Consider the following 18,672-nt stretch of genomic DNA (forward strand, 5'->3'; position numbering starts at 1 on the left):
TCTCGAGGCGCTTTTTCGTCCAAACGAACGCCTCCGTGCCCAATTCACTAGTCCGTGGCCGCCTCGAGTAAACTGAGCTCTATTTCGGTCTATTTTTCTCGGTCTTTCGCCCACACCTCCAAATCGCCCAAAAGTCCTTTGCCCACCAATCCACAACGCCACTTCCCCCTGTTACCTATTCTCCATTACGCCATTACGTCACATCTCCATCCAGCCTCACGGCCACCTCTCCACATATCCGGCTAGCCACATCCCCTTCTAGCCGTATCTCCATATCTCCGCTTGCCCAAGCCTTTCAGTATCCACATTGCCACGACGCCTCACCCCCGAGCCACCGGAACTCCAATTCCCCGCAGCATCAGCTGCCCACGTGTCCACACGTCCCGGAACCCGCTCGCCCAGAAAACCACATCGCCCTATTGACTGATCCCCACACGCCCATTATTCCACATCCCCAATGGGTCCGTGCTCCACTCGGGCCCAAAGACGGGCGGCCACTGCGCCAAAAGCCCGCATAGGCACATGGCAAACGAGGCTCGGCATGCAAATCATCACACTCATTCAAACCAAGGGCGGTTCAGGTAAGACAACTGTCGCCATGTCATTGGCGAGCGCAGCGCTCGCCAAAGGAGAGAAGGTTTGTATGTTCGATGGCGACGTGAACCAGCAGTTGCTCGGCTGGCAAACCGCCTATGAAGAAGCCGATTGGGGCCGGGTCAAAAAAGCTCCCTGGCCTGTAACTCTGACAATCAAGCAACCACCAGCAAGCGTTGAAGATCTTTATGCCGAGGTCGAAGCCCTCGAGGCGGCGGGCACTGATCTGTTGATCATCGACACTCGGCCAGGGACATACAAGGACACCGATGATCTAGCCCTTGTGGCAGATATCGTCGTTATTCCCGCCAAGCCTGCACAAGCGGAATGGCGATTGGTGCTGAGTGCGTTCAAATGGATGGAAGATCTGTCCAAAACGATTTCGGACGAGGATTCTTTTCCTCAAGTACGTTCGGTTTTGGCGAATGTCCCCACAAAGATCATTAACGCCGCCGCAAGGGTAGGGGGCAGCAAACTGCCACAGCATGACAAAGTGGTGTTGGATAATCTGCTCAAAACCCCGCATTTTGACACCATGCTCCCCAATAGCCGATTGTTCGAGCATTTCTTGCATCACGGGCCCTTGCCCGTCGCTCAGTACGCTCACCGCGCAGCGAAGGGCGGCACGCTAATGGCAAACAACTTTGAAGACCTGACGGTGATCTGCATCAGCCTTTATGACGAAATCAAAGGGAGTGCCGCGTAATGGCCAGACGCCCACCTATGAAAATTGCCCCAAGCCCCTCTGAAACCCCTGAACATGATGCGGTGCGCGAGCGCGAGCGCTCAAGCGAAGCCGTCCAGGCTAAAATGCGGGAAGAACGGACGGGTGGTGCGGTGCCTCCGCCTGAACCGACATCCCTCGAAGACGATACGAACGGCAAAGCCAAAGTGGATAAGCCTGCGTCAGATCCCAAGACAAAAAAGTCAAAAACCGCACCAAAAGCCTCCGCGGAACCCAAAAACATGCAAGCACCTGCAAAGGCGCAGGCAACCACACCGGAATCGGATGCGCCAGCGCCCCGTGTGGAGCAACGCATAAGTGTCGGTGTCCCTGTCTCTCTGGCAACCTCGAAGGCCTTAGAGAAGGCAGCCATCAAGTTGGGCACGGACACAGATTACATCAAGCGCGCCTTGTTGCCGAAGGCCCGCGCGGCCTTTCTTAAGAGGGCGGGCGCAAACAACCTCAAGGCCACGTCCAAATCCATGAAACTGCTTTTTGAGCAACGCATTGACAATGGTGTGGCGTTAATGCCCGTCAAGCTGGTGGTTGACGACGAGATCGAAGCCAGAGTGCGTGGTTTCATCCCCGACCCGCTTGATGTCATTTCCGTGAACCGTCTGGTGGCGGCCTTTGTCGGCGCGGAGTTCGATATCCTTGTCTCAGCACTTTGATCAGCACTTGAGGTCGGGCAGGGGGGTCACATTTTCGAACTGAAGCGCATCCTGACCCGTCACAAATGCGAACGCGCCACCGGCACTGAGAATTCCAACCATCTTGTCCCAGTCCAGCGCGTCGACGCCCACCTCATTTGCACCGCCATCGGTCATCGTAAAGGAAACCTGCGTGCCGTCCGATGCCAGAATTACAAACCGGCTTGGCGCGAGGTCCTTTGGGAAGACCACACGCAGGCTTGCGTTGGTAACATTGCTTCCGAAGACGCGATCAGGATCACAAGTCAACGTAACCGTGCCTTCGCCCTGACGAAGGGTGAAGGTCTCAAGGCCACGCGCAATGGCCCTTTCCCATTCTGTTTGTGCAATCGCCGGGGTTCCAGCGAAAAGAACCAAGAGGGCAGGATAGATGTGTTTCATAACGTTAAATATCTTTCGTTGCTCGCCCCTTTGCCAGCTTCGGGATCGCATTTCAAGATAAATGCGCCGGAGCGGGCATGGCCTCGCGACTTCTGCGCGAACAGCGCAACGTGGGGCACGCCTTGACCCGCAGGGTTAAGAAAGGCCCCACTACCTCTAATCCGCACGCACTGGATAAGCCGCCGTTGAGGTGGCGGCAAGATCATCAAAGGTATCCCCCACCCCGTTTTGGGGCGGGGCAGGGGCATTAAGCAGCTTTTCCCAAAGGTATTTCTGCGAGCGTCAGAATGTAATCGACGGCTTTTTGCGCCTCTGAGGCTGCCCGAAAAATCGCACGGCTGTCTTCTTTCAAAGCTGCCTGCCAGCCTTCGACATACGCGGCACTTTGCCCAAAATCAGGTTCCACGCCAATATGGGCGCCAAGCATACAGGTACCGATCTCTGCCACCAATTCCTCAAAAGCATAGGCCTTGCGGTCTGCAAAGCGGCCCAATCGGTCCAGCCGTTTGATTGCCCCCGTCCAATGCACAAGCTCGTGCCCCTGAACGCCGTAATAACGCGCCGCGTCATGAAATGTCTCGATCGGCGGCATGTGAATCCTGTCCCGCGCAATATCATAATAGGCGCGAGGCTCCGTGCTTGTCTCCATTTTTGCGCCAGTGGCAGCAAAGAAGGCGTCAAGACCGGCATCGGCCTTTGTGCCCAGATTGCGTGGCGGTTCGGGCTTCACGTAAAATGCCTTGTCGAGCCCCTCGATCTGGTCTGCGTTGAAGACGCGGTAAGCACGACAATAGCCGATCTTTTTGGCATCTGTCGCAGCAGACGTCGGGTCAATGAGGCTGCTGCTCTCTTTTTCGCCGTCAAAAGTGCCGTATTTGACAACGGTTGAAGATTTTTGGCCCTTGGTGACTTGCCCGCCCAAATCTTGCGCCTGTCGGTAGGTCAACCAACGGTTTGACACATAACCCTGCTCGGCGGCCACAGCCCAGAGCATCACAACGTTGATGCCGCGGTACGCCTCGCCATTCCACCGCAGCGGCATTGCCGCACCAATGGCACCGCCCGTCCAGGGCCTGCGCCACGGCGGCGTGCCCGCTGCGATTTGAGTAATGATTTGATCAGTAACGTGATCGTAAACGTCGAATTTCGACTTAGCCATTTTGGCCTCCTAAAAAACATGGAGTTGGTTTTGAACAAAGCCCGCGAGGGCGCCTGGTTCAAAACCTGCTCCCGGCGAGGGTGGGGGGTGCAAACGCAATGCAAATCGATGGGGGTGGTGCGGCCCGCAGGCGTCAGCCGAGGACACGGCCCCGTCTATTTGCATTGCGGGCGCGGGGGGGCGAAGCCCCCAAGGCCTTGAAAGCTGAAAGGCCTTTACGAAGGCAGGTTGGTGCGACCAGAGCCGACCAGATCACCGAAAAAGCAACTCACTGGGGCCGATGGATATAGCATTGCCATATCCGCGAGACATTTCTCGACCCCCAAGCGGTTCATGTCGTCGAACTCGTGCAGGGTGAGGATTTCCCCACCCGCTACCGCCATCGTTTTGACGATAAGGTCGTAAAACTCTGGCTGCTCGCGGCCCTGAACCAAACGCGCGCCGTCATCGCAGTAGATCATGCCAAAGGCCTGCACTTCCAAACCCGTGGCTTCGTCAACTTCCAGCAGCGATGTGCTTGTCTCGCAGACTTCGCAGAATTTCTCGTCATAGATGGAATGAAGGACCCACTCACCTGTGTCTGCGTCCCAAGATGCGTAAGCATCTGCACGGACATTTTCTGAGCCACAGGTCGCGCAAATGACATGGGTTCGGCTGACAGCGCTATTCTGTGTTGCTGTTTCAATCGATGTGACGCTAAAGCCGGTGCACGCGACGCCTGAGGTGCTGTCTGCATCGGTCAACCGGCCGATATCGTCTTCGACCATGGATCGTTGATCGGCTGGGCCAGATGGTGCAGAAAACTCAAAGGTAAGTGCAACGTGGGCAATGATATTCGTTTTCATGACCGCACCTCCTGCACCAAGGCTACAGTGGACGCCTCAAAGGACGCTGGACCAGGCCAAGTGACCACTGCGCAATAAAAACGCCCATCTATTTCAAAGAATGCCTCATAGAGGTCACCCATTGTGCATTCCATCATCACAAACCCGATAGAGGTCTGATGAAGCGGCGGCAGGCATTCCAGAAAATACCAGTAAATCTCTTCGGTCGTTTCAAACCACTGGCCTGCTTTGAAGCCAATTTGTGCGTGGGCGGAGCTTGCCTGGTAGCGGTTTATCAGGGCAAAGGTTGCGTCGTAATCGCACCGCCCGTCCGCAATCCGGTCAAGCTCGGGTGGGTGAGTAGCCGTGCGTGATCCATCAAGCGCGGCGATCAGGTCGTCATCATCTTCGAAATACATCTGCTGGGACTCCTTTGGACAGATTAAAAATCAACCCAAAAAGAAGCCCTCTTTCACTTTCCCTTCCCGCCGCCCTAACCGATTGCACCCTCCGAGGGCAGTTCCCAACCCAACCACGCATGCGCCTGAGCCCTGCCGAGAGGCGGGGTGAACGTGCGGAAGGACAAAAACCAATCGGATGGGACGGCGCATGGCGTCGACTGATCCATCCGTCCACTTCCATGCGAGCGGCCATGGCACATGGACGTTCACCACTGGGTGATTGCGCAGCATTTCTTGGTACAAGAAAGGGAGCGGCATTTCTGCCGCTCCAGAACCGGTAGGTTCTTAGTCTTCGGTGACACCTTCCTCTTTGCCTTTTGGCTTGGGAATGAAGGCGACCAGTTCGGTAACGCCGACGGGGTAGTCGAGCTTGATAGAGAGGAAGGTTTCACCACCGTTGGTCTTGGTGTTTTCGAAGACTGCACCAACGCGGCGGTAGCTGGTCTGTTCTTTGCCGTCTTTTGTGAAAGTGACGGGAACTGTGAGGATGTAGTTAGTCATTTCTGATCTCCTTGTTTCGATGTGGGTTAACAAGCTGATCGGTTAAGGCGGGGTCGCAAGTTGAAATGCGGAGGGTCCGCACCGAAGGGGTGGAAGCCGTATTTCTGCTTGCCGAAGCGCAGCGCAGGGAACGACCCCGCTGAGATCAGCAACCCATTCATCTCAAAAGAAACAAGGCAGATCAGAACTGTCGCGACAACACCGCAATCTTGTCACTGGTTCTCTCAATGGACCAAAGATCATAGCTGCCTCCGCAAGATGCAGTCTTCGATATGCCCGTGGCCTTGGTGAAATACAGATCTGCTTGTGAGATTCCCCATCGGTGCCATGACCCTGTCGCCGCGCCAAAGCCGGGCAGGGGGGTGTGCCAAACGAAGCCATTCGCGCTCTGCGCGGCGGAGATGTAGCTCCCTGATAAGAAAGGTTGCTCAAGAGGCTCAAGCTGACCGACCGTACATGGGCCCGCACAAGGGATCGTCACCCGCAGGGGCGAAGACACATTTGTTGTGGCTTCGGGCGCAGCCTAGAGCCCGTTCAGCTGGTCAAGCTGAGGTGCCATAAACATCGTTGTCATGCAATTTAACGTCATACCCAAGCACTTGACGTGCCAAATTTTGCCAATAACCAGATCCGGGGTATCCTCATCGTATCTTTTGATCGATGGCCCCACTGCAATTGGGTGAAGGGGCGTGTTTTAAGGAAAGAATTCATGTTGAAGCAAATGAGAGACTTGGCCCTGATCATAATGGCACTCACGTGGGTGCTTCCATCACAAGCGCAGGCATGGAGCAAATTCGGCCATGTCCTGGTTTGTGAAATCGCTTACCGGCAGCTTACAGATGATGCCCGCGACAAATTAAACGCACTGATAGAAAACCAGAGCTTTGAGGACGAGCATGGCGATCCACTTTATCCATCTTTCAATCATGGATGTCTGCGTGAAGACCAGGTTCGGCAACGCCCGAGCGAGCATTATATCAACTATCCAAGAGATTGGAGTCGCGTCGACAATGCACAATGCCCCGGCGGACGCGACTGCCTTTTGAGTGCAATTGAGCTGGACGCGGAACGGCTGGGTGACACAAGTTTGCCCAATGACGAAAGACTTGCTGCGGCATTGGCTCTCGGCCATTGGATTGGTGATATTCATCAACCAATGCACGTCTCGTTTTCGGATGATCGGGGCGGCAACTCTGTGAACAAACGTGGGCGATGCGGCGCAAGCAATTTGCACGCTGTTTGGGATCGATGCCTCGTGGAAAGACGGGTGATCTTCGTGCGCGAGCCTGCGAACGCGGATGAATATGCAGAATTCACGCCAATGTACCGTGCTGCGGACTGGATGATAGAAGACGCAGATCCTGACGCGATCATGGGTTGGGTTGCTACAGAGCCATGGGAATGGGCAGCAGAGAGCTTTGATCAAATCCGTCAAGCCGAGGTGCACTATTGTATCAAGAAAGGAGATGCCTGTTGGTATTCGGAGACCCTGCGCAGCTATAATGGCGATGAGGATAATCAACGCACCGTCGTGATGGATGAGGCATATCTCGACCGGTTCGGACCCGTGGTTATATCCCGTTTGACACAAGCCGGATATCGTCTCGCCGCAACCATGGAAGCGGCGCTGTCTGACTGAGCACTTGATCATCAAGAAATCCGGATAATCATTGGCTCTACAGGCCAAAGCGTGAGTACAAAAAAGGGCCGCCAACCCCTCAAGGCTGGCGACCATTTCTGCAAATCAGGACTTGGATTTCGGCTTAGATGTGCCTGCCGGGTCTGCAATCCGCATAACCGTGATGCCCTTGTCTTCGGCTTTCTGACCGAGATTGAGGGCAACCCCATTGCCGCCGAACAAAACAACGCCCGCAGCGGCGAACTTGTCGTCAAGCATCTCGTCGTTGCATTTGAACGGTGCGGCACGTCCGTGCGCCTTCCAGCGGGGATCAAATTTCGCCTGATGGATACCACGCGCCCGCGCCCAGGATGCTGCAATCAACTCTGCACCCTTGCCGCCCTTATGGCAGAGGAATATCTCCTGATTGCGGTTTTGCTTGATCCGGTTACGAACCCGGTCGAGATAGCGGAAGATCGTATCCACGTCTGTCCAGTCGGTTGCACCCGATACGATCAAAGGTACCCCTTGGATCTTGCAGCTGTCGGCAGTTTCGCGGTCATGCTGTTCAAGGAGCAGTTTTGCTTCAAAGACCGCCCCTGTTTCCCTCGCCCGAGCGCTTGCCCGCGATCCCGATGCAGGGATAAAGGCGTGCCCTGTCTCCTGCTCGTAACATTCGGCAGCTTTTTCGCTCATGACGCCCAAAGCGGCGGTCACATCGCGGATCTGGATGAACTTTTCTTGTGCATCCTCAAGGGCTGTCTCGGATATCTCGGATCCATCATGTGATTTTGCCAAAGCCTTGATCTTGTCGGCAGTTCTGTCGAGTTCGCGGGTCAGGTTGACCTTGCGGCGTTGCAGAATGGTTGCGAGGCCGTGGGCGAGGGGTTCAATTTCCGCTTCCAGACCTGTTCCGCGAAGCTGGCCGAGCATGGCCTCGAAGGTTTCGCGCACAATGGCGTCTTCGAGAACGTCGTCATTCGGAATGGGCAGCTGTGCATCTCTTTCAGTGAGGCCAAAGAGTTCGATTGTCTCGTATGTGGATGCTGTGTCGTAAGCCATGAAGTATCTCCTGAAGCTTGGTTTGGGCCAACCGCATGAGCGCGGGGGCATGTCCAAGTTTTTTGCTCCGAATCTGGTCGGGTCAGGGACGGCGTAGCCGCCAGCTTGGCTGGGCATATAAGTTTTCGAAGCGCGACCTCCCACCACAGAGGAATCTCACCACCCTGAACAATCGCTGCCACGATCACTGTCGTCGCCGAAAAGTTATGTGATCCTTGACGCGAGCTGATTCGGGAGCGCATCCGGAGGATATGATACCGCTCTCATGTGTGTGTGTGATTTAGGGTAGGTTTGGCAGGTCTGACGCAGGCAAACGCAGGAAGGGGACGCCGCGGGCGGACGAAGTGACGGGATCGTTTTGCCTCTTCGCAAAACAGACCAGAGCGCAGTCCGCCCGCGCGGCCACCGACCGGAGTGCTCGTGGCCCTGTCAAACCGGGATGCTGGACGCGACATCGCTCTGAGGGCGCATGCCCGAATGTGCGACAGGCGAAAGCCTGTACATTGTTTTCTCTCCCAGCTCGAGATGATGAACCCAATGGGTTAAGCTCGCTGCGTGCAATGTCCCTCGAACAAGGAAAGTATCACAGCCGCTACCGCTCGGTCCTGCGTGCGACCACCGTCCCTTTTAAAATGCGGCGATTGATCTTGCGTTTCCACTCAAGCTGCTTGGTGGAAAGTTTCCTCTTTCGCCGCGTTTGCTTGAGGAACGCGAGCTCCTTGGCATCATAGAGGTAGCCTTTCTTATAGGCATACTCGATCAAATCATCGTTTGCATTGGCGCTGTCATCTTCCGCGATCCGCTTTAGGCCCGCAAACAAGCTACCAGTCGAGATTCCCATAAACCGGTTGATGCAAACATTTCCCACATAGGTTTGATGCCCGGTCAGGCGATTTGCAATGAAGCAATGTTCTTTGATATCCTGCCCGCAGGGACAATTGTCCATCTCTTCCGAAACTTCGACTGCGACAAGGTCCCATTCCGTGCGTGCCGCATCGAATTCTTGCGCGACTGACAACGGTAGGATGTGCGCCTTTAGCCGTTCAAAACTATAGCTGTCCAAAGATCCACTCCTCCATCTGATCAAACCGCAGGATGATACAGCTGCCTGCAAGGTCTCAATTCGATGTCTTACGGACTGACACCGGCGCAAGCTCTCATATTTCAACGAAGATGATAGCCACGACGCAACTTGGCATCAATCAGCGCATGAATTGCACGCAAGGCGGAGGTGCGATCCTCATAACAATCCAGCCGGCATCGGCCCCAAGTTCCTAGCCGCCCCCATTGGCGCTCAACAACGTCACCACCCAGAAGTCCGTGCGAAAGGCAAACGCGGTAAAAGCGGTCCCTGTTTAGGGACGTATCTTCATTGTACAATGTAATACCTTTGCGTGCACCAGATACGCTGACCGTCTCCATAGCAAATATCCTCCCTTGCTACCGCCCACGTGGACGCAGCCGTACCGCAGCTTTGATGTCTTGCGCATTTGCCCTGCTGGCCTGCAGCGACTGCCGCATTTCCGCAAAAATGGGTTTTGTGCCATCGGGGTCCCTAATCGTCACTAGAACTGCAAAAGGGACCCCCTCAACTGGGAATTCCGCCTCAGCCCGCACCAGGCTGCTGACCTCCAGACGCCAGTCAGAGGTATCACCACGCTCGATGAGGTTGCTTCCGTATTGCTTTGAAGGCCACCATTTGAGACCATGTGCGATCAGCGCTTTCTCCGGAACACCAAGACCTGAAGATTTGGGCAGGTAACGCGCATCAATCTGACTCGTGTAGCCATACTGGCCATTCTGGTTTTTCTTGATCTGTCGTTGGCGAAGCGTGGCCTCGAGATTAACACGTACAAATTCTGCTCCAAAGGCGGGGTCCAGTGGCGGCGAATACACAAGGGTCATCTTAACCAGACCCGAGCAGACACTGCCTGCGCCTACAAGGCTTTGTGGCCACGAAAACGGAAAACGCAATATTGCGGGCTTGCGCGCACCCACAGTAAGCCTGCTTTGGAAAACCATGGTCACTTCGTGATCATCGGTCTCCAGCATACTCGCAACACTTGACGGCTGTCCGTAACCTGCAAACTGGCGGCTTATGTCCTTCATGCCACGCTTGGTCAGGGGTTCGGGTGTGTCCGTATGGTGCAAGAGCATCGCCCGTAATGCTTCGGTCCCCAGCCCTCCTTGGGTTTCGCGGTCCAGTCCTGCAAGGGTTCTTGAAATCAGCGGTGCTGCATAGCTTGTGCCTGCCACATCTTGTGACACGCCCGTGTGCGTTATCGTTGTCAGTCCGGTCGCATTTCCAGGACCAACACCACCAGCACCTCCATATGTTGCAACATCCGGTTTTACGCCGACCTGCAGACCTGGTCCGCGTGTTGAATAGATGGCCGGTGCACCCGGCACTTGCGATGTGTTTGGCGGATTCAATGCGCCCACCGAAATTGAACGCACGCTTTCCGCAGGCTGGAAAATCGTATCGGCCTGCGTGCGTGATGCAAAATAGGCGACAACATCGCTGGGCTTTTTTTGCCAAGGCGCACGCGATTGGCCCACCGGCAGGTTCCCCGCGGAGTTCACGAAGATCACCCCATATGTGTCAGCAATCTGGTCAAGCCGCGCTGCATAAAGGCCATATCTGTGCCGATCCACATCAGAGGTGACGTTGATGGAGAGATTGAATATCTTAACGCCGTGGTCCTGACTTGCCTCGGCAACAGCCTGCTCCAGTTCTTCGAGAAAATCAGAAAAGCCGTTCAGGTATTTGTCCATAAAAGGACCCTTAGGAAACAGGGGCACATCGTAGATCACGCATCCGCTCGCTTCAGAGGCGACTTTTGGATCATTTAGGGTCTGACCAAGAGTGAGAATCCCCGCGACACTTGTGCCGTGTTTCTCGTCGAACTCATCCTCGCTCAAGAAATCAAACCGGCCCTTGCGCCACGCTGCAAGAACGTTGGATACACCCGAATCTACGATACCCACAATCGGGTAAGGCGCGCCTTCGACGGGCATCGGGATCGTGACCTGACTTCCGGATGCTGTCGCAGTGTCTTGCGGCAAATGTGCGTCCTGAGCGCCAAGCTGGAGTTGGAGCGGAGGCCGGATAGCACGTACCAATGGATGATGGGCCAACGTTGCCAGCGCGTTATCATGACGTTCCGGTGACATATCCACCGGCCCGCCACGCGCAATAGAGGAGACGTCACGACCCGACAGTCCCAGACGGTTGTCGACCAATGCAGGTTCATCCCCGCGCGTCAGCTGAAATTCAAGGACGGGTGTGCGCCCGACCTTGGAGGCCAAAAGTGTGCGGGCCCCGGATCCAAAGCTGAGCAGGATCTTCTGAAGGCTTGTCAGCAATGCGCCATACCCAAGCGGATCATCGGCAATGACATTGCGGGCGGGCGTTTCGAAAAGCTCCACATGATACCCAGATACTGTGCGAGGGTCTTCGAACATCTGCATGGCTGCCGATGTGGAAAAATGTCGCTTCCCTGAAACCGGAGCGATTTCAATGCTGTCGATCGCACCCGCTTCGGACCGCGCAATCGATGTTGCAGGGTAGGGCTGGCCGGTGTTCTTGGACACGTTGATTGTGACGGTGTATTCCGCCTCTTCGATCCGCCGCCTAAGACCGGCAAGATAAACAAGGGGTGCCCTGAAGTAGAGCGTTCCCACGGCGTCTGCACCGACACAGGGAAACTGGTCTTTCTGGAAGAGCCAGGACACTGGGCGGTACGATTTTGCCAACGCAGCTTCCCGCATCTGGACTTTCAGATATGCGGCTGGCCCGTAGGGGCTGGCCTGAATGGCTGCAATGATGCCGTCAATCGACTGCAGCAGTTGCTTTTTATGGCGATCAAACTCAACGTCTGCTTTTTCAAAGAAGTCTTTATTGCCACCGCCCTGACCTGGATCCGGGGCGCGCAAAAAATCGGCATCGTTGAGGATGATCTGAACGGGATTATTTGGCATGAGACGCCTCCATCACAGCAACATGACGATTGGACTTCTTAAGCTCACTGATCTTGGATTTGCTTATCCCAGTGGCCGCCGCAATCTCCAGCTGACTAATGGCGAAGTGATTGTCGTTCGTAATCAAGCTCACAAACGCGTCCGGATCGGTTGCCAGTAGCTTTGCGGGGGCATGGTCATGAGAAGGGAGGCGCGCTAGGACGGCACTCAGGGCCTGAAAAATACCCGGCCCGCTATGTTCCTTACCGCTTAACGCCAAGGTACGTTTGATTGATGTGCAAATGCGTTGAAGATCCGCCCCAGACCTGCCCTGAAGACAGTAGGCGATAATGCTCACGGTCGCTTCATCGGGTTTGATCGGCAGTAAAAACCGTTTCACCAGTCGGATACTGGCTTCCATGTTCGGTTCCCCGATATGGACATGTGTCTCAAAACGCCGCCAGACTGCAGGATCGAGCAATCGATCATGATTGGTGATCGCGATTGTCACTCCATGATCACGCCGCAGGTCGAGGTTTTGCAAAAGCGTGTTTACGACACGCTTGATCTCGCCAATTTCTTGCGGGTCGTCACGCTGCTTCGCCAATGCATCAAACTCGTCTAGCAACAGCACACACGCGTATCGGTTGGCAAATTCGAACAAATTGGCAATATTGCGCGCCGTCGTACCCAAAAACGATGAAATCAAACCGTCAATGCGAGCCATCACGAGAGGCAGGTTCAGATTTTGCGCGATGTGGTATGCCGTCATCGTTTTACCTGATCCTGGGGGGCCAAAGATAAGTAAAGAACGTGTGGGATCCACCTCGACGCAGCGAAGTGCTTCCGGATGGGTCCACTCGTCCAGCAGTCCCTGAATTGTTTCCCTGACATCCACCTCGTAAATTGGGGCCGTCCGCTGTGCTCCGGGGAACTCAATTGTGCAGAGCTGCGCACCTGTTTCACGGTCGATGGGAGGGTTCGTATCCGGCGTCAGCACTTCGCCTGTGATCATCGCCCGAGAAACCTCAACACGACTAGGGGTTAACTCTTTCGTGTCCGTCGCAGACTGTAACAGTCTGCGCACCGTTGTGGCCTCTTTGGTTTGTCCGGCTTTCTCAAGCCGCGTCAACAACCGCTGCACCTGTTTGTCTAATCCGTCTTGATCACCGGCCAATCCAGATCTGATAATGCTTTGAATGACCGAGAAGTGTTCCATCGTAGATTCCTTGGAATAATCCGGCAATTTCTGCCGTTATCCTGAATATCAACAAATATTCCTGATTTAGCAAGCATATTCCTGAAAAATCCGCAATAATCCAAATTTCGTCGTATTTAGTCGTCAAAAGGCACACTTTTGACATAAAAAGGGGCGCTCGAGAAGCCTCAAGCGCCCCGCCCTACATTTTAACTGTACTTACGCGACCAAAGCCAACCCACCAGCTGTCGAGCCAACAGTCTCACCCGCTTCAACAAAAGGAATGATTGAGAATGTATCCCCGCCACGCTGTTCTTCATTCTGGACTGCATTGACCCGCAAATCCCCATCAGGCGTGTTGATCAGAAGCGAGATGTAATCGTTGCCGGTCTTTTCGCTCGTGGCAAGCCAGGCCGACCCAACGCGGATCGCTGTCCCGTTTGGAGAGCTGATTTCAATGCGATAGTCTGGGTGCTTTTCAGCCGTCTTGTACTCATTCTCGATCAACATGAAGTTCAGATCGAACATCATATTGGCCACATAGCCCGCAAATGCGTTATCTGCATCCATCGCAGTCAACTCACCGCTGATCGAACCAGACTTCATCACACTGTTTGCAACAAATGGAATGATGTCAAAGTCGTTGCTCTTGGCTTTGCGTGCCTCTTCGGTCTGCACTGCATTCACCCGAAACGGACCATTTCCGACATCAACTTGCAACGAGATGTAGCGGTTCCCGGTTTTGTCACTGATCTGGTCCCACGCCGATCCAATCCGAATTGTGCGACGGGTGCGATTGATCGCTGTCACTTCGAAATCAGGAGATTTGGGGGATGTCTTCGCAACCGGGTTGAGCGTAATGGCAATATCGAAGTCCCGCGCATGCAATTTGCCGTTAAACGAGACAATGTCACGGACTGTAGTTTGGGTGAGAGTTCCTGCGAACATGGGAAGTATCCTTCATTGGTGCGCGCCAGCCGAACTTCGATCTGCCGCACGGTTTCTCTTTCAGGTCCCTCATGGAACCCAAAACTAAAAAAGCTTGCTTTAACTTTCTTGCGCACCGTCAGATGCATCCCCGTATGTGGGCGATGACACGCTGGCCCACCCCCACACGGCACGTATTCGGACAGGTTCTCAGCCCAGAGCATGCCTCAGGCTGCATCTGCTCTTAAATTGTCACTGCTCTGGCCCGTTATGCGGGCCAGGATCGCCGAGGTATCTGCCCCCTCACCGTGCGGTACAAATAACCGCAACTGGAAAGCAATGATTTCAGTAAAACAACCCATCGACTTGAGGGTGGCGGTGGTTGGTCCATCGGCACCCTCGATTTCAAGACGTGTCTCGCCCGCAACGCGGCGACGCCGCAGATAAAGCCCGTGACCCAGATCAACAGGAGTGGTCGACCCAAGTGCAACTGTCAGCATCTCATTCGGGGTCTGCGGCGTCCCTTTCATGAAACGTGCACGAAGGGCCGCGGCCCCATCCTCACTCAACGTCCGGCCAATCATCGCGCCACCTCCACGCGGAGACACCCGGTAAATACGCTCATTGCGGGTTGGAATATCTTTCCAGATCGGCAACAACAGGCCGGTGAGCAAAAAGAGTTTGGTTGTCTCCTCGCGGGGCAGCGCGTCGGCCTCATCATCCCAAAGACGTGCAAATTCGCCAACGTCGACTTCTTCCCAAGCAGATTTCTCAAACGCCTCTTCCAAAATCAACTTCGATCCCGTTGGTCGTACTGTCTTGCGCATCAGCGTGACAACATCCTCGTCATAGATTTGCATTGGTGCCCCATCGATCAGGGCAACACGGCCCGACGCGTGGTTGATCATCGGTACGCGACGCCCGGCCCGCTCGAGTGCCTCGCCTGATCTGCGCACATGAACCGGATTGGTGACCTCAAGACCGATAATCCGCGTGACAGCGTGGGATTGGGGGCAGGTCCAGAGATCCTCACCTGACGTCTGGACAATCTGGTCACCGCGCAGCGTTTCAACTCCCAGATCGAGCGTTCCGGCTTCGCGCGCACGTGCGGTCTGCGTTGCAATGCGCTCCATGAACTCTTCAAACAATGCGTTCTGCATATGGATGGGCAGCGCGAGAACGCGGTTGAGAAACCGTTGAATCGGCGGAAGATCATCAAGCAAAACCCCCTCACCATCCATCAGATTGAGTGCCGTCCACTCCGTAAAGGTTTCATAGCGCATCGACGATGCTCTATCATGGGCCAAATCGGCATAAAGGCCACGCAGCGCGTGCCGAGCGATCGGGCTTTCAAGGTTGTCTTCTTCGCGAAACATCCCCTGACCACCGGTTTCCCGCTGACCTTTGGTCAATGCGCCCAGATTATCCAGGCGGCGGGCAATGGTTGCAGTGAAGCGCTTCTCGCCGTGCACATCGGAGGTGCAAACACGAAAGAAAGGCGCACTCACCTGTGCAGAGCGATGGGTCCGTCCCAGCCCCTGAATGGCGGCATCGGCGCGCCAGCCCGGTTCAAGCAGATAGTGCCTGCGCCGTTTCTGGTTCGTAGCGTTTTCCGCTGCGTGGTATGACCGTCCAGTGCCGCCCGCATCCGAGAATATCAAAATGTTCTTCTCGGCTCCCATGAACGCACCGGTTTCAGAAGAATTGGCGCTTGCGCTGCGGTTCTCGATGTAGAGCGTCCCATCCGTGCCTTTAAGGGGTCGCAAAGAACGGCCGGTAACCTCTGCAACGCTATCTGCCCCAAAGGCCCAAAGGATTTGATCAAGGGCGGCTGGGATAGGTGCCAATGACATGAGCTCCACCATCGCCTCCTCGCGCAGCCCAAGCGCCTCGCGCGACACAACGAGATCGCCGTTGGCATCTCTGAGGGGTTCGGCAATCACATTTCCATCGATCTCAACAAGCTTTTGTGTATGGATAGGGAAGGCTTGCTCGAGATATCCCAATACGTAATCACGCGGCGTAAGCGCGCCTTCGACCAGCTCATCTTCGGGATCCATACCGTCAAGGCGCCGCTTGAGCAGGCTTTCTCCGGTAGAAACGATCTGAACAACAGCCGCCCAACCGTCCTCCACATCTTGTTGGACGGCCGCAATGATGGAGGGTGCTTTCATCCCCATCAAAAGGTGGTTGAAAAACCGCTGTTTGGTGCTCTCGAAACGTGACCGCGCGGCGGCCTTGGCGCTGGAGGCCTGGGTTTTGCCACTCGCATCAACCACACCTGTGGCCTCAAGAGCGGCATCCAAGTTCTGATGGATGGTTTTGAAGGCACGCGCATAGGCGTCATACACTTTGATTTGCGCTGCGCTCAAAGCATGTTCAAGAACATCATACTCAACACCATCAAAACTCAAGGCACGGGCGGTATATAGCCCCAGAGCTTTGAGATCACGCGCGACAACTTCCATAGCAGCAACCCCGCCAGCTTCCATGGCTGAGACAAAGCTCTCGCGGCTTGGAAACGGATAATCAGCGCCTTGTCCCCAGAGACCCAAACGTGACGCATAGGCAAGATTGTGAACATTTGTAGCACCCGTTGCCGAAACGTAGAATATGCGCGCGCGGGGCAGGGCTAACTGCAATCGCAATCCCGCAAGGCCTTGTTGGGAGGGCTTTGTACCGCGCCCTTCCTCGGAACCGGCCGCATTTTGCATGGCATGTGCTTCATCAAAGCTGATGACACCGTCAAAATCAGGTCCGAGCCATTTAAGGATTTGATCGAGCCGCGTGTTCCCGCCTTTGCCCGCAGAGCGCAAGGTGGCGTAAGTGACAAAGAGAATTCCTGCCGCCATAGAAATGTCCTGCTCAGGTTTCCACTTGGACAGGGATTGAATATCCGCGGGTGAGCCGCCCAGATCATGCCAATCTCGAACCGCATCTTCGATCAATGTAGCAGATTTGGAAACCCAAACCGCACGGCGGCGGCCCTGCAGCCATCCTGCTAGGATGAGACCTGCGACCTGGCGGCCTTTGCCGCACCCCGTTCCGTCACCAAGGAAATACCCCAAGCGGTAGGCCGTCGCTTGGGGATCATCGTCCTTGCGCACCAACTGGGTGTTGTTGTCGTTGATGGTAAACTTGCCGGGCAGATTACGCTCATGCGCGTCATTGGCCATGATGATTGTTTCCAGTTGGGCGTCCGACAACACTCCCTCGGACGTGATGCGCTTTGGCAATTGGAGCTCTGCGATTTGTCGCGCGGCGGGTGCGGGCGGTGCAACAGAGGCCATGGCCAGACTTTCCACCAGTGGCGTCGGGTGAGAACGGGCCTGCGCAATGTCGATCCTTTGCGGTGCATAACGTGCATAGATATCGGAGACTGGCGGGTTTTCTCGTGGTGCGGCCAAAACGTCATAGGCGACCGGCGCAAGCGCGTGTTTTGGCCCGATCATGACCCCAGTCGACAGACCCGACGCCTTGCTCGAAGTGCCGATGCGCCGCAAAGCGTCGCTGTTGATGGTCAGAATTGGTGATCGGGTTCCGGCGGAAGGTCCCGGCTGAACATCGCTGCGCTCAGGTAGGGTCTTATCGAGCAGGGCAAAGGCTTCTTCGAGGGTGTCGGCTGAGCGCTGCTCAAAGACGTGATCATCTAACGCCACCTTGTCGCAAATCAGAACTTGCGTATCGACCGTTGTGCCCATCTTTCGGTACACCGACCCTGGAATGTTCAAAGCGAGCCTTGGCGTGAGGATCCCCGTGAGCCGCGTCCAGTAGGCTGGCACGCTTTGTGCTGTGAACCGTGCCGGCATGATCGCCACCAGCCTGCCCCCGGGGGCCAGCCGTTTTGATGCGGCGACAAGGTGTTTGGCGGCGGTATGTGGATCATTGCTGCGATCAATGGAAGAAGAAAACGGCGGGTTCATCAAGACGACGCTTGGCTTGCGGGGATCGAGCAACAGGTCATCAATATGCTCGCCGTCATGAATGCTCGGCGTCAAATCAAAGATTGCTTCCAGCAGTGCTGCCCGAAATGGATCTATCTCGTTGAGCAGAATGTCCGCTCCGTGACGGACGGCCATGGCCGCCAGACTACCTGTGCCAGCTGACGGCTCGAGGACGAGGTCACTTTTTCTGACACAGGCCGCATGTGCGACAAGAGCGGCATAGGGCAGGGGGGTTGAGAATTGCTGCAAACGGATCTGATCCTCAGAGCGCCGCGTTTCGGTGAGCAGGCCCTGTGCCAGCTGCGCCAATGCGCGCGGCGGCGTTGGGGACATGGCGTCCTTAAGCGCCAAATTTGCCGCTGCTTGCATCACGTCATAGGCCATGCGCCAGTCCCAGTGCCCGGCAGCGTCACTGCCGCCGAAGTGGACGCGCATTGTTTTGGCAAGGTCAGCGCTGCGTAGACTTCCCCGCGTCACCAAAAGTGCCGTGGCTTGAAGCAATTGGCGCAAGGATAGAACGCTCAGAGCTTCAGATGTTGCGGATGCGTTGGGGTCTGACATGGAATTTTTCCTTTCGGGGTTTGAAATTCACCAAAGAGAAAGCCGCCT

Annotated in this window: 15 protein-coding genes; 3 read left to right on the forward strand and 12 right to left on the reverse strand. The window is 55.4% G+C overall.

What is annotated here, in order from left to right; genetic code table 11:
- Positions 1-541: 541 nt before the first annotated feature.
- Positions 542-1,300 (forward strand): nucleotide-binding protein, encoded by a 759-nt coding sequence (locus OS190_RS18400; RefSeq protein ID WP_203243521.1) that lies wholly within the window; start codon positions 542-544, stop codon positions 1,298-1,300.
- On the forward strand, positions 1,300-1,989 hold the full coding sequence (locus OS190_RS18405; RefSeq protein WP_203243709.1) for a hypothetical protein: 690 nt from the start codon (positions 1,300-1,302) through the stop codon (positions 1,987-1,989). The genes OS190_RS18400 and OS190_RS18405 overlap by 1 nt, the downstream gene beginning before the upstream one ends.
- On the opposite strand, the gene OS190_RS18410 is transcribed toward OS190_RS18405, so the two are convergent.
- From OS190_RS18410 to OS190_RS18430, 5 genes are all read right to left on the reverse strand, one after another.
- On the reverse strand, positions 1,990-2,409 hold the full coding sequence (locus OS190_RS18410; protein WP_267160170.1) for a hypothetical protein: 420 nt from the start codon (positions 2,407-2,409) through the stop codon (positions 1,990-1,992).
- Positions 2,410-2,656: 247 nt separating this feature from the next.
- Positions 2,657-3,568, reverse strand: a complete 912-nt coding sequence (locus OS190_RS18415; protein ID WP_267160171.1) for an ArdC family protein — start codon at positions 3,566-3,568, stop codon at positions 2,657-2,659.
- A 215-nt stretch (positions 3,569-3,783) separates the two neighbouring features.
- Positions 3,784-4,413 (reverse strand): hypothetical protein, encoded by a 630-nt coding sequence (locus tag OS190_RS18420; protein ID WP_267160172.1) that lies wholly within the window; start codon positions 4,411-4,413, stop codon positions 3,784-3,786.
- A complete protein-coding gene (locus OS190_RS18425) occupies positions 4,410-4,811 on the reverse strand; it encodes a DUF1419 domain-containing protein (RefSeq protein ID WP_219581395.1) in 402 nt (133 codons plus the stop codon). The genes OS190_RS18420 and OS190_RS18425 overlap by 4 nt, the downstream gene beginning before the upstream one ends.
- Positions 4,812-5,138: 327 nt before the next feature.
- The gene (locus OS190_RS18430) at positions 5,139-5,354 is read right to left on the reverse strand and encodes a hypothetical protein (protein ID WP_203243527.1); all 216 of its coding nucleotides are present in this window, start codon (positions 5,352-5,354) and stop codon (positions 5,139-5,141) included.
- A gap of 604 nt (positions 5,355-5,958) precedes the next feature.
- Between OS190_RS18430 and OS190_RS18435 the strand changes: the two genes are divergently transcribed.
- Entirely contained in the window at positions 5,959-6,993 is a 1,035-nt protein-coding gene (locus tag OS190_RS18435) for a S1/P1 nuclease (protein WP_267160173.1), read from the forward strand.
- A 105-nt stretch (positions 6,994-7,098) separates the two neighbouring features.
- On the opposite strand, the gene OS190_RS18440 is transcribed toward OS190_RS18435, so the two are convergent.
- The 7 genes from OS190_RS18440 to OS190_RS18465 all read right to left on the reverse strand — a co-directional run bounded on the left by OS190_RS18440 (position 7,099) and on the right by OS190_RS18465 (position 18,624).
- Entirely contained in the window at positions 7,099-8,034 is a 936-nt protein-coding gene (locus tag OS190_RS18440) for a DUF2493 domain-containing protein (RefSeq protein WP_267160174.1), read from the reverse strand.
- 592 nt (positions 8,035-8,626) lie between these two features.
- Positions 8,627-9,097, reverse strand: coding sequence for a hypothetical protein (locus OS190_RS18445; RefSeq protein WP_267160175.1), 471 nt, complete (start codon positions 9,095-9,097; stop codon positions 8,627-8,629).
- 101 nt (positions 9,098-9,198) lie between these two features.
- Complete coding sequence (locus tag OS190_RS20610; protein WP_416237425.1) at positions 9,199-9,456, reverse strand: WGR domain-containing protein; 258 nt, start codon at positions 9,454-9,456, stop codon at positions 9,199-9,201.
- An 18-nt stretch (positions 9,457-9,474) separates the two neighbouring features.
- The gene (locus tag OS190_RS18450; protein WP_267160176.1) at positions 9,475-12,015 is read right to left on the reverse strand and encodes a S8 family peptidase; all 2,541 of its coding nucleotides are present in this window, start codon (positions 12,013-12,015) and stop codon (positions 9,475-9,477) included.
- The gene (locus tag OS190_RS18455) at positions 12,005-13,213 is read right to left on the reverse strand and encodes an AAA family ATPase (RefSeq protein WP_267160177.1); all 1,209 of its coding nucleotides are present in this window, start codon (positions 13,211-13,213) and stop codon (positions 12,005-12,007) included. The genes OS190_RS18450 and OS190_RS18455 overlap by 11 nt, the downstream gene beginning before the upstream one ends.
- 198 nt (positions 13,214-13,411) lie before the next feature.
- On the reverse strand, positions 13,412-14,140 hold the full coding sequence (locus OS190_RS18460) for a DUF736 family protein (RefSeq protein ID WP_267160178.1): 729 nt from the start codon (positions 14,138-14,140) through the stop codon (positions 13,412-13,414).
- Positions 14,141-14,346: 206 nt separating this feature from the next.
- Positions 14,347-18,624 carry a strawberry notch-like NTP hydrolase domain-containing protein gene (locus tag OS190_RS18465; protein WP_267160179.1) on the reverse strand — a complete coding sequence of 1,426 codons (4,278 nt, stop codon included), beginning with the start codon at positions 18,622-18,624 and terminating at the stop codon, positions 14,347-14,349.
- Between the last annotated feature and the right edge of the window lie 48 nt (positions 18,625-18,672).

Origin of the sequence: Sulfitobacter sp. F26204 (genome assembly GCF_026410305.1) — a bacterium.
Classification (GTDB): Bacteria; Pseudomonadota; Alphaproteobacteria; order Rhodobacterales; family Rhodobacteraceae; genus Sulfitobacter.